Annotated in this window: 26 protein-coding genes; 22 read left to right on the forward strand and 4 right to left on the reverse strand. The window is 65.4% G+C overall.

All coding sequences use genetic code 11. The features are described 5' to 3' along the window. The first annotated feature begins 55 nt into the window (after positions 1-55). Together FMM02_RS04590 and FMM02_RS04595 are read left to right on the forward strand one after the other, a co-directional pair. Entirely contained in the window at positions 56-823 is a 768-nt protein-coding gene (locus tag FMM02_RS04590; protein WP_147493759.1) for a histidine phosphatase family protein, read from the forward strand. After that, positions 820-1,686 (forward strand): NAD(P)H-hydrate dehydratase, encoded by an 867-nt coding sequence (locus tag FMM02_RS04595; RefSeq protein WP_147493760.1) that lies wholly within the window; start codon positions 820-822, stop codon positions 1,684-1,686. Before FMM02_RS04590 ends, FMM02_RS04595 begins: the two co-directional genes overlap by 4 nt. Here FMM02_RS04595 and pyk read toward each other — a convergent pair. After that, complete coding sequence (pyk, locus tag FMM02_RS04600) at positions 1,676-3,127, reverse strand: pyruvate kinase (protein WP_425473674.1); 1,452 nt, start codon at positions 3,125-3,127, stop codon at positions 1,676-1,678. The two genes, FMM02_RS04595 and pyk, sit on opposite strands and share 11 nt — an antisense overlap. Before the next feature lie 134 nt (positions 3,128-3,261). On the opposite strand from pyk, the gene FMM02_RS04605 reads away from it, so the two are divergent. From FMM02_RS04605 to pal, 13 genes are all read left to right on the forward strand, one after another. Beyond that, on the forward strand, positions 3,262-3,504 hold the full coding sequence (locus FMM02_RS04605) for a DUF2312 domain-containing protein (RefSeq protein WP_147493761.1): 243 nt from the start codon (positions 3,262-3,264) through the stop codon (positions 3,502-3,504). Positions 3,505-3,558: 54 nt separating this feature from the next. After that, positions 3,559-4,302 (forward strand): YebC/PmpR family DNA-binding transcriptional regulator, encoded by a 744-nt coding sequence (locus FMM02_RS04610; protein ID WP_147493762.1) that lies wholly within the window; start codon positions 3,559-3,561, stop codon positions 4,300-4,302. Positions 4,303-4,306: 4 nt separating this feature from the next. Beyond that, complete coding sequence (ruvC, locus tag FMM02_RS04615; protein WP_147493763.1) at positions 4,307-4,792, forward strand: crossover junction endodeoxyribonuclease RuvC; 486 nt, start codon at positions 4,307-4,309, stop codon at positions 4,790-4,792. A 61-nt stretch (positions 4,793-4,853) separates the two neighbouring features. Next, a complete protein-coding gene (gene ruvA / locus FMM02_RS04620) occupies positions 4,854-5,450 on the forward strand; it encodes a Holliday junction branch migration protein RuvA (protein ID WP_147493764.1) in 597 nt (198 codons plus the stop codon). Then, a complete protein-coding gene (locus FMM02_RS04625) occupies positions 5,447-5,842 on the forward strand; it encodes a GFA family protein (protein ID WP_147493765.1) in 396 nt (131 codons plus the stop codon). Before ruvA ends, FMM02_RS04625 begins: the two co-directional genes overlap by 4 nt. Positions 5,843-5,960: 118 nt before the next feature. Beyond that, positions 5,961-7,001 carry a Holliday junction branch migration DNA helicase RuvB gene (gene ruvB / locus FMM02_RS04630; RefSeq protein WP_147493766.1) on the forward strand — a complete coding sequence of 347 codons (1,041 nt, stop codon included), beginning with the start codon at positions 5,961-5,963 and terminating at the stop codon, positions 6,999-7,001. Then, positions 6,998-8,149, forward strand: coding sequence for a DUF3089 domain-containing protein (locus tag FMM02_RS04635; RefSeq protein ID WP_147493767.1), 1,152 nt, complete (start codon positions 6,998-7,000; stop codon positions 8,147-8,149). Before ruvB ends, FMM02_RS04635 begins: the two co-directional genes overlap by 4 nt. Before the next feature lie 60 nt (positions 8,150-8,209). Next, positions 8,210-8,662 (forward strand): YbgC/FadM family acyl-CoA thioesterase, encoded by a 453-nt coding sequence (locus tag FMM02_RS04640; protein ID WP_147493768.1) that lies wholly within the window; start codon positions 8,210-8,212, stop codon positions 8,660-8,662. Then, positions 8,659-9,363 carry a protein TolQ gene (gene tolQ, locus FMM02_RS04645; protein WP_147493769.1) on the forward strand — a complete coding sequence of 235 codons (705 nt, stop codon included), beginning with the start codon at positions 8,659-8,661 and terminating at the stop codon, positions 9,361-9,363. Before FMM02_RS04640 ends, tolQ begins: the two co-directional genes overlap by 4 nt. After that, positions 9,363-9,803 (forward strand): ExbD/TolR family protein, encoded by a 441-nt coding sequence (locus FMM02_RS04650; RefSeq protein WP_147493770.1) that lies wholly within the window; start codon positions 9,363-9,365, stop codon positions 9,801-9,803. The genes tolQ and FMM02_RS04650 overlap by 1 nt, the downstream gene beginning before the upstream one ends. Further along, positions 9,800-10,606: a hypothetical protein gene (locus tag FMM02_RS04655; protein WP_147493771.1), complete on the forward strand. Its 807-nt coding sequence runs from the start codon at positions 9,800-9,802 to the stop codon at positions 10,604-10,606. The genes FMM02_RS04650 and FMM02_RS04655 overlap by 4 nt, the downstream gene beginning before the upstream one ends. A gap of 3 nt (positions 10,607-10,609) precedes the next feature. Then, on the forward strand, positions 10,610-11,905 hold the full coding sequence (tolB, locus tag FMM02_RS04660) for a Tol-Pal system beta propeller repeat protein TolB (protein WP_147493772.1): 1,296 nt from the start codon (positions 10,610-10,612) through the stop codon (positions 11,903-11,905). A gap of 26 nt (positions 11,906-11,931) precedes the next feature. Beyond that, a complete protein-coding gene (gene pal, locus FMM02_RS04665; protein WP_187107844.1) occupies positions 11,932-12,450 on the forward strand; it encodes a peptidoglycan-associated lipoprotein Pal in 519 nt (172 codons plus the stop codon). A gap of 56 nt (positions 12,451-12,506) precedes the next feature. Here the strand turns inward: pal and FMM02_RS04670 are convergent, their stop codons facing one another. Both FMM02_RS04670 and panC read right to left on the reverse strand, forming a co-directional pair. After that, a complete protein-coding gene (locus FMM02_RS04670; protein ID WP_147493773.1) occupies positions 12,507-12,809 on the reverse strand; it encodes an SEL1-like repeat protein in 303 nt (100 codons plus the stop codon). 84 nt (positions 12,810-12,893) lie between these two features. Then, complete coding sequence (gene panC / locus FMM02_RS04675; RefSeq protein ID WP_147493774.1) at positions 12,894-13,745, reverse strand: pantoate--beta-alanine ligase; 852 nt, start codon at positions 13,743-13,745, stop codon at positions 12,894-12,896. Between the two features lie 84 nt (positions 13,746-13,829). On the opposite strand from panC, the gene FMM02_RS04680 reads away from it, so the two are divergent. Both FMM02_RS04680 and pgmG read left to right on the forward strand, forming a co-directional pair. Continuing rightward, positions 13,830-14,630, forward strand: coding sequence for a division plane positioning ATPase MipZ (locus FMM02_RS04680; RefSeq protein WP_147493775.1), 801 nt, complete (start codon positions 13,830-13,832; stop codon positions 14,628-14,630). A gap of 23 nt (positions 14,631-14,653) precedes the next feature. Further along, on the forward strand, positions 14,654-16,033 hold the full coding sequence (pgmG, locus tag FMM02_RS04685; RefSeq protein ID WP_147493776.1) for a phosphoglucomutase/phosphomannomutase PgmG: 1,380 nt from the start codon (positions 14,654-14,656) through the stop codon (positions 16,031-16,033). Positions 16,034-16,037: 4 nt separating this feature from the next. On the opposite strand, the gene FMM02_RS04690 is transcribed toward pgmG, so the two are convergent. Next, positions 16,038-17,036, reverse strand: coding sequence for a ligase-associated DNA damage response exonuclease (locus FMM02_RS04690; RefSeq protein WP_147493777.1), 999 nt, complete (start codon positions 17,034-17,036; stop codon positions 16,038-16,040). Positions 17,037-17,094: 58 nt separating this feature from the next. Between FMM02_RS04690 and FMM02_RS04695 the strand changes: the two genes are divergently transcribed. The 5 genes from FMM02_RS04695 (at position 17,095) to FMM02_RS04715 (ending at position 21,557) form a co-directional block, all read left to right on the forward strand. Beyond that, on the forward strand, positions 17,095-17,283 hold the full coding sequence (locus FMM02_RS04695; protein ID WP_147493778.1) for a hypothetical protein: 189 nt from the start codon (positions 17,095-17,097) through the stop codon (positions 17,281-17,283). Next, entirely contained in the window at positions 17,283-19,691 is a 2,409-nt protein-coding gene (locus tag FMM02_RS04700; protein WP_147493779.1) for a ligase-associated DNA damage response DEXH box helicase, read from the forward strand. Before FMM02_RS04695 ends, FMM02_RS04700 begins: the two co-directional genes overlap by 1 nt. A gap of 92 nt (positions 19,692-19,783) precedes the next feature. Next, positions 19,784-20,743: an extracellular catalytic domain type 1 short-chain-length polyhydroxyalkanoate depolymerase gene (locus tag FMM02_RS04705; protein ID WP_147493780.1), complete on the forward strand. Its 960-nt coding sequence runs from the start codon at positions 19,784-19,786 to the stop codon at positions 20,741-20,743. A 41-nt stretch (positions 20,744-20,784) separates the two neighbouring features. Further along, a complete protein-coding gene (locus FMM02_RS04710) occupies positions 20,785-21,069 on the forward strand; it encodes a hypothetical protein (protein WP_147493781.1) in 285 nt (94 codons plus the stop codon). Positions 21,070-21,080: 11 nt separating this feature from the next. After that, positions 21,081-21,557, forward strand: a complete 477-nt coding sequence (locus tag FMM02_RS04715) for a hypothetical protein (RefSeq protein ID WP_342782530.1) — start codon at positions 21,081-21,083, stop codon at positions 21,555-21,557. The last annotated feature ends 25 nt before the right edge of the window (positions 21,558-21,582 follow it).

Here is a 21,582-nt window from a genome sequence, read left to right on the forward strand (position 1 = left end):
ATGGCGGCTGAAACAAGTTCGGGGTGGCGTCGTTCAACCTGCCAAGGAGGCGCGCATGCGGCATGGACAAAATTGGCCGGAACGGCTGTGGCTGGTGCGGCATGGACAAAGCCAGGGCAATGTCGCGCGCGACGCGGCGCACGAGAATGGCCAGCACGTCATCGACATCGAAGGGCGCGACGTCGACGTGCCGTTGTCCGAGCTCGGCCATCGCCAAGCCCAGGCCGCGGGACGCTGGTTCGCTGGCCTGCCCGAGGACGAACGTCCGGAAGTCATCCTGACCTCGCCCTATCTGCGCGCCCGCCAGACCGCCGACGCAATCTGCGAGGCCGGTGCTCTGGCAACGGGCAAAGGTAAGCCGGTCGTCGATGAACGGCTTCGCGAACGCGAATTCGGCGTGTTCGACGGGCTCACCAGCCTCGGCATCCGTGCCAAATATCCCGAAGAAGCCGGGCATCGCACGAAGCTTGGCAAATTCTACCACCGGCCCCCGGGCGGCGAGAGCTGGGCCGACGTGATCCTCCGGCTGCGCAGCGTGCTCAACACCATCAATCTTCACTACGCCGACCGCCGGGTCCTCGTGGTCTGCCACCAGGTCGTCGTGCTATGCATGCGCTACATCCTCGAGGAGCTGGACGAGGAGCAAATTCTGGCCATCGACCGGGAGGCGGAGATCCTCAACTGCGGGATTTGCGCCTATGACTTCACCCGTTCCGACAGCGGGCTGTGCGTGCCACGGCTCGACCTGTGGAACCTCGGCGCGCCGCTTGCCGAGGGCGAACCCCAGACGGCGGACCGCGATGCCAGGGCAGGAACCCGATGAGCGATGCCGTCCGCCTGCTGACCCGGGCCGAACTTCATTCCCGTCCGCTGCCCCGGCTCAAGGCGGAGGACAAGAACGACCATGGCCAGCTGCTGGTGATCGGCGGGGATCGCTCGCTGGCCGGCGCCACCATTCTCACCGCGACCGCGGCGTTCCGTGCCGGCTGCGGCAAGGTCACCATCGCCACGGTCGAGGGGGTCGCTCCGCTGGTCGCAGTCGCGATGCCTGAATGCAGGGTGATCGGCATGCCGATGTCTGGCGCGGGCGGTTTTGCTCCCTCGGCAATCGATCCGCTCATCGAATTGGCGCAGGAGCAGGATGCCGTCGTCGCCGGTTCGGGCATGCTTGAGAACAAGGGCTGCGAAGCGCTTGCCGGCAAGTTGATCGGCGCGGGGATCGCGCGGCTGGCGCTGGACGCCGCGCTGCTCCACGCGCTTCCCGCCAATGGCGGCAAGGCCCGAGGCATGCCTGTCCTGCTCCCTCATGCCGGCGAGATGGCGAGCCTGATCGGCTGCGATCCGCAGGAGGTGGAAGACGACCCGCTGGGCTGCGGAAGGCTATGCGCGGCGCGCTACCATGCCCTCACCCTGGTGAAGGGGGGCGTCAGCCATGTCGTCACTCCGGACGGCGAGGCATGGCGCTTTACCGGCGGCGTTCCGGGCCTTGGCGTATCGGGGTCGGGCGATGTGCTTGCCGGGCTGGTCGGCGGTCTCGCCGCGCGCGGCTGCGATCCGCTCACCGCGCTAATGTGGGGAGTGCTGCTGCATGGCGAAGCCGGCCAGGCGCTTGCCGGCAAGGTCGGGCAAGCCGGATTCCTCGCCCGCGAACTTCCCGCCGAAATCCCTTCGCTGCTCAGCCGCTAGGCTGGTCCAGTTCGTCGCCGGCGATTTTCACAAGGTGAATGACGTTGGTCGTCCCGCTCGTCTTGAACGGAACTCCGGCCATGATCAGCACCCGGTCGCCCGCCTCGGCGAGATGATGGCGCAGCACCATCCGCTTGGCCTTGCCCACCATTTCCTCGAAATTGCCGACATCGCGGGTATGTACGGCGTGGACGCCCCATTGCAGGCCGAGCCGCCGCGCAACCTTCATGCTGGCGGTCATCACCAGCGTCGGCACGGGCGCCCGTTCGCGCGCGATGCGCCGCGCGGTCGAGCCGGAGGTTGTGTAACAGGCAAGAGCCTTGACCGACAAGTTCCGGGCGATCTGCGCCGCGCTATGGGCCAGCGCATCGGCGGTGGTCGCCTCGGCCGGGGTCTCGGTAAAGTGGACGCGCGCGGAATAGACCGGATCGGCTTCAACCGACCGGCCGATCTTGTCCATCATCCGGACCGCTTCGACCGGATATTGGCCGGCGGCACTTTCCGCTGACAGCATCACTGCATCGGCGCCTTCGTAGATGGCGTTGGCAACGTCACTGACCTCGGCACGGGTCGGGGTCGGGGATACGATCATTGATTCGAGCATCTGCGTCGCCACCACCACCGGCTTGCCGGCAAGGCGCGCGGCGGCGACGATCCGGTTCTGCGCGGGGGGAACGCCCTCGGGAGGAAGCTCTACGCCAAGGTCGCCACGCGCGACCATCACCGCGTCGGCAACTTCGATGATCTGGTCGAGCCGGTCGAGAGCGCGCGGCTTTTCAATCTTTGCGAGCAATCCAGCGCGGTCGCCGATCAGTTTCTTGCCTTCGATGACGTCCTCGGGTCGCTGGACGAAGCTCATCGCGATATAATCCGCGCCCTGCTCCAGCGCGAAGGCCAGGTCGCTCTTGTCCTTGGCGGTCAGCGCCGGGATGGGAATCACCACATCGGGGACGTTGACGCCTTTGGCATTGCTGATCTTTCCGCCGACCTCGACCACCGTTTCGATCCCGTCGTCGCTGGCCTTGCGGACCTTCAGCCGGATCTTGCCGTCATCGACGAGCAGGCGCGCGCCTTCCTCGACCGCCGCGAACAGTTCGGAATGTGGAAGCTCGACCCGGCTTGTGTCGCCAAGCTCCTTCGACCGATCGAGGATGAAGGCCTGGCCCTTTTCCAGCATCGCCGACCCGCCCTTGAACTTGCCGACTCGCAGCTTGGGGCCCTGAAGGTCGAACAGGATCGTGGTCGGCCGGTGAAGCGTTTTTTCGAGCGCGCGGATCGCCTCGACCAACGCCGCCTTTTCCGCCTGGCTGCCATGGCTCATGTTGATCCGGAAGGCATCGGCCCCGGCCTCCATCAGCGCTTTGATCGTCTCCGGATCGGAAGAGGCAGGGCCCAGCGTCGCCAGTATCTTCACTTTGCGGGCGCGGGGCTTCAACATCATTTCTCCATCCAAAGGTCGTGCGTCCGCCATAGCGGCTCGGCGGGCCGGTTCAACCGGGTTGAGGCGCGCCGTGCCCTCGCCTAGGGAACGCCCACCAATTTGCATTTTCAAGAGATTCGAAGAAAGCGGACACCATGAGTGAAGACAATGTCGCGGCCGAGCAGCTGCGGCTGTTCATCGAACGTATCGAGCGGCTTGAAGAAGAGAAGAAGGGCATCGCCGACGACGTGAAGGACGTCTACGCCGAGGCCAAGGCAAACGGCTACGACACCAAGACGATGCGCAAGATCGTCGCGCTCCGGCGGATGGAGAAACATGCCCGCGACGAGGCGGACGCGCTGCTCGAAACCTATCGTAACGCGCTCGGCCTGGTCTAAGGCTGGGCTTTGGGGGACGAGAGTTCCCAATCGAACAGAATCTCCGGGGAACCCATGGCAGGCCATTCCAAGTTCAAGAACATCATGCACCGCAAGGGCGCGCAGGATAAGAAGCGCTCGGGCATGTTTTCGAAGCTGAGCCGCGAAATCACCGTCGCGGCGAAAATGGGCTTGCCCGACCCGGACATGAACCCGCGCCTGCGCGCTGCGGTCAACGCCGCCAAGGCGCAGTCGATGCCGAAGGACAATATCCAGCGGTCGATCGACAAGGCATCCAAGGGCGACGCGGAGAATTACGAAGAAGTGCGCTACGAAGGCTACGGTCCGAGCGGCGTCGCGATCATCGTCGAGGCGCTAACCGACAATCGCAACCGCACCGCGACCAACATCCGCACCGCCTTTTCGAAGAACGGTGGCAATCTCGGCGCCTCGGGCTCTGTAGCCCATGGGTTCGAGCGGCTCGGTTTGATTGAATATCCAGCGTCCGCCGGCGATGAGGACAAGGTCATGGAAGCGGCCATCGAGGCCGGCGCCGAGGACGTTCAGAGCGACGATGACGGCCATCAGGTCTGGACCTCGATCGACAGCCTGCACGAAGTCGCCAAGGCGCTCGAAACCTCGCTTGGTGAGGCCGAGGCGGTCAAGCTGGCGTGGAAGCCGAACCTTGAGGTCGCGGTCGCGGGCGACGATGTTGGAACGCTGATGAAGCTGGTCGATGCGCTGGAAGACGACGACGACGTCCAGACCGTTTGGGGCAATTATTCGATCAGCGACGAAGAGCTGGAGAAGTTGGGCTAGCCCTATGCTGATCCTTGGCCTCGACCCGTCGCTGTCGTCGACCGGATGGGGCCTGATCCGCGTTGAAGGCAACCGCCTTGCTCATGTCGGCAACGGCCAGCTCAGGACCCGCCCGGCCGATCCCTTGTCGGAACGGCTCTCCGATCTAGCGAGCCAGCTCGAAGCCCTGCTCGCCGACCACGCCATTGGCGGCGCCGCGGTCGAGGAGGTGTTCGTCAACAAAAATCCCCAGTCGACCCTGAAGCTTGCGCAGGCGCGCGGCGTTGCGCTGATGATTGCCGCGCGGGCCGGGATCGACATCGGCGAATATGCGCCCAGCCTGGTCAAGAAGGCGGTGGTCGGTACCGGCGGCGCCGACAAGGCGCAGGTGCATGCAATGGTCCAGCGCCTGCTCGCCGGATGCCGGCCGGCAGGCCCCGACGCCGCCGACGCGCTGGCGGTTGCGATAACCCACGCCCATCATCTGGCAAGCGGCAGGCGCATCCCCTAGTTCGCGACGCCAAGCGCAAGTTCAAGGTGACGAAGGTGCAAAGAATTGCTCTAACCCGCCGATGATCGCTCGCCTTTGTGGAACCCTTGTCGAAACCGGCGCCGACGGCGCGATCGTCGACGTTCATGGCGTCGGCTATCTGGTCCATGCCAGCAACCGCACCCTCGATGCGCTCGGCCCCTTGGGCGGCGAAGTCACGCTCCTTACCGAACTTCAGGTGCGCGAGGACGGCTGGACCTTGTTCGGCTTCGGCTCGGCGGGCGAGCGGGAGACGTTCCGCGCGCTGACTGGTGTGCAGGGCGTCGGGGGCCGGGTCGCGCTGGCAATCCTTTCGGTGCTTGGCCCCGAAGAACTGGCCGGCGCAGTGTCGCGCGGCGACAAGGCGATGGTCGCCCGTGCCAATGGCGTCGGCCCCAAGCTCGCGATGCGGATCGTCAACGAACTTGCCGGAAAGCTCGGCAACCCCGCGCTTGCCGGTAGCGCCGGCGCCCCCGCCCCGCGCGGCGGTGCGGCCGCGGACGCCCTGTCCGCCCTCGCCAACCTCGGCTTCAAGCCCGCCGAAGCCAGCGCCGCGGTTGCCGCCGCCCATGAGGAACTGGGCACCGACGCGACCCTCGACGCGCTGGTCCGGCTGGCGCTCAGGAAGGCCGCTAAATGACCGACCGCCGCGCCTCCTGCCGCTGCGGCCAGCTTCGGGCTACCGCCTCTGGCGACCCGGTCCGCGTCTCGGTCTGTCATTGCCGCAATTGCCAGAAGCGGAGCGGATCGGCCTTTGCTGCCCAGGTCCGCTTTGCCGACACGCAGGTGACAATCGAAGGACAGTCGAAAGCATTCCAACTCGCCTCCGACAGCGGCAACAGCGCGACCTTCCATTTCTGCCCCGACTGCGGAACCGAGGTCTTTTACGTCAACAATGGCAAGTTCGACGAACAGGTCGCGATCCCGCTCTGGACCTTCGCCGACCCTCATGCTTTCGCCCCCGCATTTTCGGTCTGGGAGGTGCGCAAACATGGGTGGGTGACGGTGAGTGCCGCCGAGCATCGCGACTGAGCGCAAAAGCCCTGTCCTATCGCCGAACAAATGTGCAACATGGAGCGATGACCGGAGGGGCCGCATTCATCGCTCGCATGAACGAACACATTTCGCTCGCGTCGCGCAGGATGCCCTCATGAGCGCGACCGACCCTGCCCGCCTGACCACGCCGGAGCGCCAGCTGGAAGACGCGGACGCGGCGCTTCGGCCAAAAAGCCTCGACGAATTTGTCGGTCAGCAAGGCGCGCGCGAGAATCTGCGGATCTTCGTCAATGCCGCCCGCTCGCGCGGCGAAGCGCTCGACCATGTGCTGTTCTTCGGCCCCCCGGGCCTCGGCAAGACCACGCTCGCCGGAATCCTCGCCCGCGAGATGGGCGTCGGTTTTCGCTCCACCAGCGGGCCGGTGATCGCCAAGTCGGGCGATCTCGCCGCGCTGCTGACCAATCTCGAGGACGGAGACGTCCTGTTCATCGACGAGATTCATCGGCTCAATCCGGCGGTGGAGGAGGTGCTTTACCCGGCGATGGAAGACCGAGCACTCGACCTGATGATCGGCGAAGGCCCATCGGCACGTTCGGTTCGCATCGACCTGCCGCGGTTCACTCTTGTCGGGGCTACGACACGGCAGGGCCTGCTGACCACGCCGCTGCGCGACCGGTTCGGGATTCCGATCCGCCTCAACTTCTACACGGTCGAGGAACTGGAACAGGTCGTGCGTCGCGGCGCCCGGCTGCTCGGCGCTCCGACGACCGCGCAAGGCGAGCATGAGATTGCGCGCCGAAGCCGGGGGACGCCCCGCATCGCCGGGCGGCTGCTGCGCCGAGTGCGCGACTTCGCCCATGCCGCGGGCGCCAGCGCGATCGACGACGGGGTCGCCGACCGGGCACTGACCCGGCTGGAGATCGACCGGCTCGGCCTCGACGCGATGGATCGCCGTTACCTGATGATGATCGCCGATCTTTACGGTGGCGGTCCGGTAGGGATCGAAACGCTCGCCGCTGGGCTGAGCGAGCCGCGCGACACACTCGAGGACGTGGTCGAACCCTATCTCATTCAGCTTGGCCTCATCGCCCGCACGGCAAGGGGGCGCTGCCTCAACGGCCGCGGCTGGACCCATCTGGGCCTGAACCCGCCCAGCGGGGCGCAATCGGGGCTGTTCGATCCGGAAGGAAAATGATGTCGCTGTTGCTTGCCGCCTCGCTGTTCACGCTGCAGGCGTCATCCGCCGCACCGGCGCCGGATTATGGCAAGCCCGCCAACTGGCTTTGCCTTCCGGGCCGCAGTGATAGTTGCACGACCCCGCTGCGCACGACTGCGCTCAATGCTAATGGCTTTGGCTCGACCGGCCTGTCGCCGGTCACCAAGGATGCCAGCGTCGACTGTTTCATCGTCTATCCGACGGTAAGCCGCGATTCGGGCATGAACAGCGACCTCGTCCCTGGCGAAGGCGAGGAAAAAGCCGCGATCGTCAGCCAGTTCGCGCGCTTTGCTGCCAGCTGCCGGACCTTTGCGCCCGTCTACCGGTCGATGACGCTGAGCGCCGTGACCGCCGCCGCAGCGGGCGCCAATGTGATCAAGCCGGCAATGCTTGCCTATGGCGATGTTCGCGCGGCGTGGAAGGAATATCTGGCGAAGCACAACAAGGGCCGCCCCTATGTGCTGATCGGCCATAGCCAGGGCGCGCTGATGCTGCAGCAGTTGATCGCCAACGAGATTGAAGGCAAGCCCGAAGCCCGGCGGATGAAGCTGGCGGTCATCCCCGGATTTAATCTGTTGGTTCCGCAAGGAAAGCTTGTCGGCGGCACCTTCAAGTCGACTCCGCTCTGCTCGCGCCCGGGTCAGACCGGCTGCGCGCTTAGCTGGGTGAGCTTCCGCGAAGGCAATCCGCCGCCGTCGGGCGCGATTTTCGGGATCGCCGACAGGCCTGGCATGACGGTCGCTTGTACCAACCCGGCGCGGCCCGGATCGACAGGCTGGGTCGCACTCGACAGCTATTGGAACGCCCGCTCGACGCTTCCGGTCCCGGGTGGCCCGATCCAGTGGTCGGCCGAAGGCGCGCCGCCTTCGCCATTCCTGCGCACCGACGGCTTGGTTTCGGCGCGATGCGTCAATAATGGCCCGCGCGGCTATCTTGAAATTCGCACCAATGCCGATCCCGCCGACAAGCGGACGGACCGGATCGGCGGCGAAGTCGGCGTGCTCGGCATGTTCCTGCCCGGCTGGGGCATGCACCTTGCCGACATCCAAGCACCGATGGGAGACCTGGTCCGCCAGGTCGATGCCCTCAATGGCCGGTCGGGCGCGGTCATCGGCCAGACACGTTAAAAACTCCGATTAACGGCAAGGGCTTGCCCCGCGAGTCGCGCGATGGTTAAGGCGGGACCAATGCAGCCATCCGAATATGACCGGCCGTACCAGGGCGGATTCGTTGGCGGGGAGCATCGCTTCGCGCTCACCGTCTATTTCGAGGACACCGACACCGCCGGAATCGTCTATTACGCCAACTATCTGAAGTTCATGGAGCGGGCGCGTTCGGACATGCTCCGCGCCGCCGGGATCGACCAGCGCGCGGCCAAGGAGGATGGCACCGGCGTCTATGCGGTCGCCGAGGTTGCCATCCGTTACCTTCGGCCGGCACGCCTGGGCGACGAGCTGCTGGTTGTTTCGACCGTCGATCAGGTTCGGGCCGCGAGCGTTCTTATTCATCAGCGAGTCATGCGCGGGGCCGAACAATTGACCGATGCCCGCGTCATCGCCGCCTTTATCGATGCCAACGACCGTCCCCGTCGCCAACCGCGCGCCTGGGTCGATAAATTCAAGGAAATAAGCCAAGGATGACGCCCCAACTGACAACCAGCGCCGACCTGATGTCGCCGCTCCACCTGTTCCTGCAGGCGGACGTGGTGGTGAAGGCGGTGATGATCGGCCTGCTGCTCGCCAGCATCTGGACCTGGGCAATCATCTTCACCCATTCCATTCGCCTCAAGAAGATCAATCGCCAGACGGAGGGATTCGAAAAGGACTTCTGGGCGGCAAGCGACATCGACGCCTTCCATTCCAGGCGCGGTGGCGAATCGCTGCCGATCGCCGTGGTGATGTCGGCAGCGCTCGATGAGTGGCGCCGCTCGACCAAGGGCGTGGTCGTCGATCGGGCCGGAACGCGAGAGCGGCTCGCCAGCCGAATGAATGCCGCGGTGGCGACCGAGCTCGACCGGTTGAGCGACCGGCTCAATATCCTCGCGACCGTCGGTTCGGTGGCGCCATTCGTCGGCCTGTTCGGCACGGTTTGGGGGATCATGCGCAGCTTCACCGCCATTGCCGGTGCCAATAATACGTCGCTCGCGGTGGTCGCGCCGGGCATCGCGGAAGCGCTATTCGCCACGGCAATCGGTCTGTTCGCGGCCATTCCCGCGGTGATTGCCTATAACCGGCTGACCCACGGGCTCGACCGGCTGGAAGCGCGCCTCGGCCGCTTTGCAGACCGATTCCATGCGACGCTTAGCCGTGAACTTGAGGTCGAGGTGGCGAGCGGTCACTGATGGGCGCCAACCTCCCCTCCTCAAGCCGCCATTCGCGCCGCCGTGCGCCAATGTCGGAAATCAACGTGACGCCGCTGGTCGACGTCATGCTGGTGCTGCTGATCATCTTCATGGTCACCGCCCCCCTTCTTGTAGCCGGCGTCCCGATCGACCTGCCCGAAAGCCGAGCCGGCGCGCTCGACCAGGAAGCCGAGCCAGTGCAGGTGGCGATCGACGGATCGGGGCGGATCACCATCGACGATGAACCGGTCGATGGCGCCGCGCTTTCCGCGCGCTTCGCCGACATCGCTGCCCAGCCCGCCCCGCCCGAAGGCCGGCGGATTTACCTGCGCGCCGACCGCGGCCTCGATTACGGCCGGGTCATGCAGGTGATGGGCGAATTGAACCGGGCCGGCCTCAACCGGGTCGCACTTGTATCGGTCGGAGCCGAGGATCGATGAAGATCGACCGCGCCGAATGGACCGGGACGGGAGCAGCCGTGCTGTTTCACGTCACGCTCATCGGCGCGCTGTCGATGAGCCTGGCCCAGGTCGACGCAGTTCCAGAACCGCCCTCGATGGAGGTTGAGCTGGTCGAGGAAGTCGGTCTTGAGTCCGCCGCTCCAACCAGCATCGCGGTTCCGCCGCCAGCCGCGCAGGCCCCGGTGACCGGTCCAGCCGAGCCCGATGAGGTCCCGCCCCCGCCGACGCCTGCCCCGATCGCGCAACCGCGCATCGCCCCCGCTCCGCCACCGAAACCCGCGCCCACACCGACCCCGGCGAAGCGGGCACCGGCCCAGACCAAGGCGGCTCCCGCTCCCGCCAAATCTCGTCCCGCCCCACGGGTTTCGCGGATCGGCGACGATTTTCTTAAGGGCATCGACAGTAGCGATCCGGCGCCGCGCAGCGAACCGCCCCGCCCGGCCGCTCCCGCCTATAATGCGACCGCCCGCGCCGGCATCGGCCAGGCGATCATCCGCCAGGCGCAACGTTGCGCCGACCGCCAGCCATTTCTTGGCGAAGGCGCCAATCAGGTGCGCCTGACGGTCAATCTCAAATTCAGCCGGTCCGGGCGGCTTGCCAGTCCGCCGTCGATCCTCGGGACCCGGGGCAACTCCGCCGACGTCGCCAAATATGGCGAGCTGCTAGAAGACCAGGTCCGGCGGATTTTCGCTGAATGTTCGCCATTCCGCCTTCCAGCCGACCTATACGACACCCCGGACGGCGGCTGGAAAGACTTCACCTTCACCTACAGGGTAGATTGAACCATGCGCATGATCCTCGCGACCTTGATGATCGGTATTGCCAGCACGGCGCTGGCGCAGGATGAGCCTGCCGAGGTCCCCGAACTGGTCGGCGGAAGCGTCCGCTCGGCACAGGCGATCGCCGTTCCGGTGATGCCGTCAGGCGATTCGACTGGCCGCCAGATCAGCGAAGTCATCGCCGCCGACCTTCGCGCAACCGGCCTGTTCACCCCGCTCGGGCCGGGTGGGATGCCCGGTTATTCGGAATCCGAAGCCGGCAATCCCAACTTTCCCTCATGGCGCAACGTCGGCGCTTCGGCGCTCGTCGCGGGCTATGTCGAACCGCGTGCCGACGGGCGCATCACCGTCGCTTGCTACCTGCATGACGTGACCGCCGGGCGCCAGCTTGCGCAGCAAGGGTTCGCGGTCGACCCGTCGGACTGGCGGCGAGCCGCGCACAAATGCGCCGACCTCGTCTATTCACGCCTGTCGGGACAGCAGCCCTTCCTCGACACCAAGGTGGTTTATGTCGCCGAGACGGGCCCCAAGAACGACCGGGTCAAGCGCGTCGCGATCATGGACAGCGACGGCAGCAACCATCGGTATCTGACGGTCGGGCGGAACACAGTGGTGACCCCCCGCTTCAGCCCGCGCGGCGACAAGCTGGTCTATACCGCCTATATCGGCCGTCGCCCGCGCGTCCTTCTCTATGACGTTGCCAGCGGCCAGGAGCGGCTGCTGATCCCCGGTAACCATATCACCTTCGCGCCGCGCTTTTCCCCCGACGGCCGCGACGTGATTTTCTCGATGGCCGATGGCGGGAACACCGACATCTTCATCGTGTCGGCAAATGGTGGCCCGCCGCGCCGTCTGACAGCGACTCCGGGCGCCGATACTTCGCCGAGCTTTTCCCCGGACGGACGCCAGATCGTGTTCGAAAGCGACCGGTCGGGCAGCCAGCAGCTCTATGTCATGAACCGCGACGGATCCGGCCAGCGCCGAATCAGCTTCGGCGGCGGGCGCTATGCCTCGCCGGTGTGGAGCCCGACCGGAAACATGATCGCCTTCACGAAGATCGCCGGGGCATTCCGGATCGGCGTGATGCAGGCCGGCGGAGGAGGGGAAAAGATCCTTACCGACGGCTGGCAGGACGAAGGCCCGAGCTGGGCGCCCAACGGCCAGTTCGTCATGTTCCATCGCACCCAGCAAGGATCGGGCGCCGCCCGCCTTTATGCGGTGCCAGTCAACGGCGGCCGTACCCGGATGATGCCGACTCCCGTGGGGGGATCGGATCCAAGCTGGTCGCCACTTAACGATTAAAAACACCTATTCTCTCGGAGGAACGAATGAACAAGACCATCATCATCGGCATGACTGCCATCGCGCTCACCCTAGGCGCCTGTGGCCGCAAGGTACCGCCGGCAGAAGTGCCTCCGGTCGAGCAGCCGCCGGTCGCCGACCCCAATTCGACCGACCCCAATTCGCTGGAAGTCGTCGAACTGCCCGCGCTTCAGGCCGACCTGGTCGCCAAGGCCGGATCTGACACCATCTATTTCGGCACCGACGAATATTCGCTCGACCAGTCGTCGCGCGCAACGTTGACCGCGCAGGCAGCCTGGATGATGGCCAATCCCAATGTTCGCGCCTCGATCGAAGGCCATGCCGACGAACGCGGCACGCGCGAATATAATCAGGCGCTGGGCGAGCGTCGCGCCAATGCGGCGCGCGACTTCCTGATTTCCCAAGGCGTGCCGATGAGCCGGCTGGTGGTCACCAGCTGGGGCAAGGAACGGCCGGTCGCGCTTGGCTCCAACGAACAGGCCTGGGCCCAGAACCGCCGCGTGGTGACGGTCGTCATCCGCTAAGTCGCGGCCAATCGGCAGAAGCCCGGCACGCACCCGCGTGTCGGGCTTTCGCCTACTTAGGCGGCGTAGCGCTGGAACCCGCAGTGACCGAGCCATGCGCGGGCCTGGCGCTGCGCCTCGGCGATTTCGCGCGCGGTCATCTCGATCGAGATTTCGGCGCGGCAGGCCTGGCTGCGGCTGTCGCCCGACAGCGCGGCAAGGTTGAACCATTTATGCGCTTCGATCAGGTCGACCTCGACCCCCTTGCAGCCGGTCGAGAAGGTCACGCCGAGGTCGTACAGCGCCTCGACGCTCCCGCCCTCGGCATCCGCCAACCGGCTGCGAAGGAAGAAATCGGCGCTTTTCTGACTGATGGCCATCGTGAATTCCCCTGTTCCTTTGTTCGAAACGGAAATTCGCGCTCAATTGCCGAAGAAATGGTTAACGCGCTGGTGACCCTGCGTTCAGCCTGTTGCCCAAACGACACGCATATTGTCGATCAGCCGCGTGGCCCCGATCGTCGCGGCGGCGATCAGCCGCATTTCGCCCGTCGCACTGTCGAGCGGTTCGAGCGTCGCGGCGTCGACCAGCGCGACATAGTCGATGCGGTGGAAGCCGGAGTCGGCGAGGCTCCGCCTGGCATCGTCGAGCGCCGCCGCAACCGGCCGGCCCCCTTCGATCGCCTTCCGCGCTTTCTCCAGCGCGCGGGGCAGCGCCAGCGCACGAACGCGCTCCTCGGCGCTAAGGTAACGATTGCGCGATGACAGCGCCAGCCCGTCGCTGTCGCGGACCGTCGCGACGCCCTCGATCCCAACCCCCAGCCCAAGGTCGGCAGTCATTCGGCGGATTACGGCCAATTGCTGGAAATCCTTTTCGCCGAACAGCGCGATGTCGGGCCGAATCGCGGTCAACAGCTTGGCGACAACCGTCGCGACCCCCGCGAAATGGCCGGGCCGGGCTTCGCCGTCCCAGCGCTCGCTGACCCCGCCGACACTGACGGTTGTAGAAAATCCGGGGGGATAGAGCTGGACCGCGGTGGGCAGCCACAACAGGTCGCACCCGCCGGCTTCGAGCAACACCGCGTCCTCATCCTCCTGCCGGGGATAGCGTCCGAGATCCTCGTTGGCGCCGAACTGCAGCGGATTGACGAAGATCGATGCGACCACCCGGTCGGCCCGGTCGCGCGCCGCATCAACCAGCGCCATGTGCCCGGCATGGAGCGCGCCCATCGTCGGCACTAGGGCGATCGACTGGCCGGCACTGCGCCATCGATCCAGCGCCGGACCCAAATCGCTCATTTCCTTTATGATTTGCATGCGATTCCGGCCTTCGGTATCTCGGGTTACGGGGCCGCGTTCTTATCGGCGCGGTTGTGAATATCACAAGGGGAAGAGCAGGCCATGGGCCAGCCGCATTTCATCGTGTTCGCCAATGAAAAGGGCGGAACCGGCAAGTCGACTACCGCGGTCCACACCGCCATCGCGCTAGCTGCCTCAGGCTACCGGGTCGCCGCGCTCGATCTCGATCATCGGCAGCGGACCATGACCCGCTATCTTGAGAATCGCGACGCGACCATCCTCAGGCTCGAGAAGCAGCTCCCCCAGGCGCGAGCCGAGGTGCTGGACGATCAGAGCGAGTCCGGACTGGAAGGGGCCATCGCCCGCCTGTCGTCGGACGCCGACGTAATGGTGATCGATACCCCGGGACGCGACGATGCGGTGGCCCGGGCCGCGATCCTCAAGGCCGACACGCTGGTCACGCCAATGAACGACAGTTTCGTCGACCTAGACCTGATCGGTCAGGTCCACCCCGAAAATTTCAAGGTCACCAAGCCCAGCTTCTACGCCGAACTGATCTGGAACAGCCGCACGCAGCGCGCCAAGGTCACCGGCAAGAGCGTCGACTGGGTGGTCCTGCGCAATCGCCTCCAGCATATTCAGTCCCACAATCTGCAGCGGGTCGGCGCCGCGCTCGATGAGCTTGCGCGACGGGTCGGCTACCGCGTGATCCCGGGGCTTGGCGAGCGGGTCATCTATCGCGAACTTTTCCCCAAGGGCCTGACCCTGCTCGACCTCGCCGATCTTGGCGAAGTCGGCTTGGGACATATTGCGGCGCGTCAGGAGTTGAGGGAAATGGTCGCTGGCCTCGCCATTCCCGGCCAGGACGAAATCGACCAGCCCAAGGCCGCCGCCGCGGGCTGAACTGCCCGCTAACAGGAAGTTGCATGTCGCATAATTTCAATCGGACCATCCTGCGCGAATATGACGTTCGGGGGATCGTCGGGTCGACACTCACCGACAAGGACGCCTACGCGCTAGGCCGCAGCTATGCTGCGCTTGCTGTGTCGGAAGGGGCATCGCGTATCGCGGTCGGCCGCGACGGGCGGAGTCATTCGCCGGAACTGGAAGCCGCGCTGGTACGCGGACTGACCGAAGGCGGGCTGGATATCGTGAAAATCGGCATGGGGCCCTCCCCCATGCTCTATTTCGCGGTGGCGACGCTCGACGTACAAGGCGGCATCCAGGTCACCGGCAGCCATAATCCCGCCGACTATAATGGCTTCAAGATGCTGCTGAATGGCCGGTCGGTATTCGGCGCGGAAATCCAGGATCTCGGCCGCCGTGCCGCGAGCGCCGACTGGAGCGAGGGCCCGGGCAGCGTTAGCGAAGCCGATGTGCTCGACGCCTATATTGACGCGCTGATGAAAGGCTTCGACGGCCAGGCTTATCGGATTGGCTGGGACGCCGGGAACGGCGCCGGCGGTCCGGCGCTGGAGAAGCTGATTGCGCGCCTGCCGGGCGAGCATCATACGCTCTACACCGACATCGACGGCCGCTTTCCCAACCATCATCCCGACCCGACGGTCGAGGCCAACCTCGCCGACCTCAAGAAGCTGGTCGCCGACAAGGGGCTCGACTTCGGCATCGCCTTCGACGGCGACGCCGACCGGATTGGCGCGGTCGATAGCGAGGGCCGGGTGATCTGGGGCGACCAGCTGCTGATGATCCTCGCCCAGCCCGTGCTGAAGGAACAGCCAGGCGCGACGATCATCGCCGACGTGAAGGCAAGCCAGACATTATTCGATCGGATTGCCGAGATGGGCGGGCAGCCGCTGATGTGGAAGACTGGCCATAGTTTGATCAAGTCGAAGATGAAGGAAACCGGAGCTCCGCTCGCCGGAGAGATGAGCGGCCACATCTTCTTCAAGCATCAATGGTACGGCTTCGATGACGCGCTTTACGCTGCGGTCCGGCTGATCCGCGCGGTATCCACCAGCGGTCAGACGCTGACTGAGCTGCGCGACCAAATGCCGGTTAGCGTCGCGACCCCGGAAATGCGTTTCCAGATCGACGAAAGCCGCAAGTTCGCCGTCGTTGAAGAGGTTGCGCAGCGGCTTGCCGCCGACGGTGCGGAAGTCAATGCGACCGACGGGGTGCGGGTGAAGACAGCCGACGGCTGGTGGCTGCTACGCGCGTCGAACACGCAGGACGTGCTCGTCGCCCGGGCCGAAGCCCGCGACCAGGCCGGGCTGGACCGGCTGATGGTGAGCGTCAACGAGCAGCTGACCAAGAGCGGCGTCGGACCGGTCGAGGCCGCTCACTGATCGCTCAATCGTCCTCATCCTCATAACCAACGAGGTTGAGTTCGCGGGCCTTGATCTGATGGAGTTGGCACCAGTGCATCAGGGCGTCCTCGCGTCCGTGAGTAATCCATACCTCCTTTGGCGCGACCTCCCGGATGGTCCGGGTCAGTTCGTCCCAGTCGGCATGGTCGGAAATGATCAGTGGCAACTCGACATTGCGCTGGCGCGCGCGCTGGCGGATTCGCATCCAGCCCGATGCCATGGCGGTGATCGGATCGGGCAGCCGCCGCGACCAGCGGTCGTTGAGCGCGCCGGGAGGACAAAGGATGATCCGATCCTTCAATTCCTCCTTTGGGACCCCGGTTGCCAGCCGCAATTCGCCCAGCGGGACGCCGAGCTCGGCGTAGAGATTGCACAGCCGTTCGAGTGCGCCATGGATGTAGATTGGGTCGTCGAAACCGCGCCCGCGTAGCTCCATGATCACCCGCTGCGCCTTGCCCAGCGCATAGGCGCCGACCAGCACGCAGCGCCCCCGCTCGGCCCTCAGGCGATGGAGCAGCCGGTCGATCTCGCTTCCCGTATCGGGGTGGCGGAACACGGGCAGGCCAAAGGTCGCTTCGCTGATGAAGATGTCGCATGGGGTGACGACGAACGGTGGGCAGGTGGGGTCGGCGCGGCGCTTGAAATCACCCGATACCACCACCCGCTCGCCGCGATATTCCATCAGGATCTGGGCGCTTCCAAGGACATGGCCTGCGGGAACGAAGCTGACTTCCACCTCGCCCAGCCGGACGGATTTGCCATAGGTCACCGGCCGTTCCACCTGCGGCCCGTAACGGACGCCCATGATCGCCAGCGTTTCGGGCGTCGCCCACACCTCCCCATGGCCTCCCCGGGCATGGTCGGCGTGGCCGTGGGTCACCAGCGCCCGCGGCTTGGGGCTCGACGGATCGACCCATGCGTCGGCGGGGCGCACATAAATGCCTTCGGGAAAAGGCTCGATCCATGAACCAAGGCGGGGCATTGGACATTATATCTCCAACAGGCGGACCGGTTCCGCCGGAAGAGGGAAGGATAAGCCGATGGATATGGGAACGATCAACCTATTCACGATGGAAGTTCTCGGCGTGGTCGTGCTGGGGCTGGCATTGCTGTGGGTGGTGATGAAGACGCGCAGCAAGGGAAAATCGTCGAGCAACCCCACCACCGAGCGCGCGACCCACGAGCTGTATGAGGCCGAGGACGCAGCGGCCAAGCGCAAGGAGCCGTAATTCCGGGTTTGCCGCCCATCGTTGAGCGGTGGTTCGGGGATCGCGGCTGGCGGCCCCGCGCCCATCAGCTTGCCATGCTGGAGGCCGCGCGAGGGGGCGAGCATGCACTATTGGTCGCAGCGACGGGTGCCGGCAAGACGCTGGCCGGGTTCCTGGCCACCATCGTTGCCCTGATCGAACGCCCGGCCGACGGTCTTCACACGCTTTACATCTCACCGCTCAAGGCACTGGCAGTCGACGTGCAGCGCAATTTGCTGACCCCGATCGAGGAAATGCAGCTCGACATTCGGGTCGAGACGCGCAGCGGGGACACACCCTCGAACCGCAAGGCGCGGCAGCGGGCGCGCCCGCCGCAAATCCTGCTGACCACACCGGAATCGCTCAGCCTGTTGCTCAGCTATCCGGACAGCGCCAGCCTGTTCGCGGGCCTGAAGCGGGTGGTCGTCGATGAAATCCACGCCTTCGCCAAGGAAAAGCGGGGTGACCTGCTCGCGCTCGCACTGTCGCGGCTGCAGGCGCTTGCGCCCGAGCTGCGGCGCGTCGGGCTGAGCGCGACCATCTCCGACCCTGACGCTTATCGCGCATGGCTGGCGCCGCACGGGGAAATTGACGAGGTTCGGTTGGTCGAAGGCGAACAGGGGGCGGAGCCCGACCTGTCGATCCTGATCCCCGACCGGACCATTCCCTGGGGTGGGCATAGCGGCCGCCACGCAGCACGCAGCGTGATCGAACAGATCGAGCGGCATAAAACCACGTTGATCTTTTCCAACACCCGCGGGCTGGCAGAATTGATTTTCCAGGAATTATGGGCGGTCAACGACAATGCACTGCCGATCGGCATCCATCATGGATCGCTGAGCTTGGAAGCGCGGCGCAAGGTCGAGGCGGCGATGGCCGCTGGCCGGCTGCGAGGTCTGGTTGCAACCGCCAGCCTGGATCTCGGCATCGACTGGGGTGATGTCGACCTGGTCGTGCAGATGGGCGCGCCGAAGGGGTCCTCGCGGCTGCTCCAGCGGATCGGCCGAGCCAACCACCGCCTTGACGAGCCGTCCAAGGGGATGATCGTCCCCGGCAATCGCTTCGAATATCTCGAGGCGCGCGCCGCGCTCGACGCGGTCGAAGCGGGGGAACTCGACCCCGAACTGTTTCGGCGCGGAACGCTCGATACGCTGGCCCAGCATATCCTCGGGATCGCCTGCGCCGGCCCGTTCCGCGAGGCCGAGCTGCTCGCGGAAGTGCGGAGCGCCGCGCCCTATGCCGGCCTCACCGACGATTTGTGGCGCCAGGTGCTCGAGTTCATCGCCACCGGCGGCTATGCGTTGCGCGCCTATGACAAGTTCCGCAGGCTGGTCGAGGTCGCGCCGGGAGAATGGCGGATCACCCGCCCGGCCGTAGCTGCGCAGCATCGGCTCAACGCCGGGGTCATCGTCGATAATCCGATGATGGATGTCCGGTTCAAGAATGGCCGGACCCTTGGGCGGGTGGAGGAAGGGTTCGGATCGACGCTGAGCGTCGGCGACCACATCTTCTTCGCCGGGCTGAGTCTCGAAGTGATCCAGTTCAAGGATACTGACATCCTCGTGCGCGCTTCGGCCAAGCAGGCGCGGCTGGTGACATATGGCGGTCAGCGGATGAGCATGTCGACCCACCTTGCCGACCGGGTCCGCCGCTTCCTCGCGAGTCCGGATGAATGGCATCGTTTTCCCGACGATGTGCGGGAGTGGCTGGAGGTGCAGCAGCGCCGCTCCATCCTACCCCAGCCCGACGAACTGCTGGTCGAGACCTTTCCCCGTGAAGGCGTACATTACATGTGCATCTACAGCTTCGAAGGCTGGAACGCGCACCAGTCGCTGGGCATGCTGGTCACTAAGCGGATGGAAAGCGCCGGACTGAAGCCGCTAGGCTTTGTCGCCAACGATTATGCACTGGCGGTCTACAGCCTGGAGCCGTCGGACGACCCGCGACCGCTATTCTCGCCCGACATTCTCGAACATGAATTCATCGAATGGGTTGAGCAGTCGCACCTGCTTCGCCGGGCATTTCGGGAGGTGGCGGTTATCGGCGGCTTGGTTGAGCGGCAGCATCCGGGAAAGCGCAAGACCGGCAAGCAAGTCAGTTTCTCGACCGACCTCATTTACGATGTCCTGCGCAAATATGAGCCTGCACACCTGCTTTTGCAGGCGGCATGGAACGATGCACGGGCGCGGATGACCGAGCTCGGCCGCCTTGCCAGGCTGGTCGACCGGGCCGCCGCGACCCTGGTCCATGTCAGGGCGAGTCGCGTAACTCCGATGGCGGTGCCGCTGATGGTCGTGATCGGCCGGGAGGCGGCGCCGGCGGGCGCCGCCGATGAGGCGCTGCTGATCGAGGCCGAGGCGTTGGCCGAAGAGGCGATGCGGCTCGACTAGGGGAGGCTGCAATGCTGAACAGGGCCGAAACGGCGGGGTCATAAGTCATTCACCCTCCGTAACGGATCGTGCGGCGAAACAGGGAGGTTGGCATGGCCAGAGGTTTCGCGATCGGGACGTTGATCCTCGCCACGATTGGCGCGGGGGTGGCTGCGCCGGCACCGGCCCAGCGCGGGCCGGTTGAGCGGTTGGCGGGGCCCGCCGTCGCACCGATCAACGCGCCCGGGACCTATCGCTTCGACTTTCAGCATGGCGGGCTTACCCGCCGCTACATGATCCACGTTCCTCCCGGCCTTCCCAGGGGCAAGGCGGTGCCTGTGCTGCTGGCCCTGCACGGTGGCGGGGGCAATATGGAGTTCCAGGCGAAGAATTATGGATTGACGCAGATGGCCGACAAGACTGGTTTTATCGTCGTCTTTCCCAATGGCCATAGCCGGTTCCGTAATGGAATGCTGGCGACTTGGAACGCGGGCGCCTGCTGCGGTCGGGCGGCCGAACACAAGGTCGACGATGTCGGCTTTCTTACCGAGGTGATCGACCGGGTGCGGCGGCAGCTTCCGGTCGACCGTCGCCGGATTTATGCGACTGGCATGTCGAACGGGGCGCTGATGAGCTACCGCCTGGCCTGCGAACGGGCTGACCTGATCAGGGCAATCGCTCCGGTAGCTGGCACCGACAACACGCTGGCCTGCAACCCTTCCCGGCCGGTGCCGGTGATCCATTTCCACGCCCGGGACGACAGCCATGTGCCCTATGGAGGCGGCGTAGGCCCGGACTCGCTCGTCAAGGCCAACTTCGCATCGGTCCCGGCGACCATCGCCAAATGGGTACGGTTCAACCGCGCCGCACCGCGCCCGCGGACCGTCCTTCAGGTTGAGGGCGCGCGGTGCGATCTGCACGGAGCCGGTCTCGGCGGCGCGCCGGTGCAGCTGTGCCTGACCGACGGAGGCGGGCATAGCTGGCCGGGTGCCGATCCGCGCGGCATTCGCAAGCAGCCGAGCAGGGCGATTAGCGCCAATGAGCAAATGTGGCGCTTCTTCCAGGCCCTGTGACGTTCACATTTTGCTAAGCTGCGGCGCTGCAGGTGCAGACGATGCGCGCCTGGTCATTCCTGCTGCTGCCCATCTTGTCCGGCTGCGTGATTGTGCAGGCCGCGGATACGGCGGTCGATGTCGTCTCCCTGCCGGTCAAGGCTGTCGCCGGCGGCGTTGACGCGGTGACGACCAGTCAGTCCGAAGCGGACGAAAAGCGCGGGCGCCAGTTGCGCAAGGCCGAAGAGAAAGCCGGTCGCGAGGCCCGCCTGCGCGACGACCGGTGCCACAAGGGGCGTCCGCTGCCGACCGACCGATGTTCCCATCTGCCGCCTGGCCGAGACTAGCCAGACTAGCCATGATCCGTCATCACCGGGCGGTGCGGTATTTCCTCGACACCGAGTATAACGGCTTTGGCGGCGCCCTGCTGAGCCTCGCGCTGGTCCCCGATGACGGCGGCGATGAATTTTACGTGACCCTGAAGTGCAGCGACCCGCCCGACCCATGGGTCGAACGCCATGTTCTCCCCTATCTGGACATGGTGCCCGAGCCGATGCGGGGGCCGCGCATGTCACGTCGGGAGGCAGCCGAGACGCTGGCCGGCTGGCTTGCCACCGACCGGGCCCCGGAAATCGTCGCCGATTGGCCCGAAGACCTTGCCCAGTTGGCCATGCTGCTGGTTATTGGACCGGGAAGGATGATGCCGATGCCGCCACTTACGCTGCAATTCCAGCCCCTTGCCGGATTTTCGACCGCCGCCAACAGCGCGGTTCCGCACAACGCGCTGCATGATGCGCGGGCGCTGCGCGACCATGTCATCAACCATTTGGAATAGGGCCGGGGTTCAGGCTATGGCCGCA

The sequence above is a fragment of the Sphingomonas xanthus genome, assembly GCF_007998985.1.
Classification (GTDB): domain Bacteria; phylum Pseudomonadota; class Alphaproteobacteria; order Sphingomonadales; family Sphingomonadaceae; genus Sphingomicrobium; species Sphingomicrobium xanthum.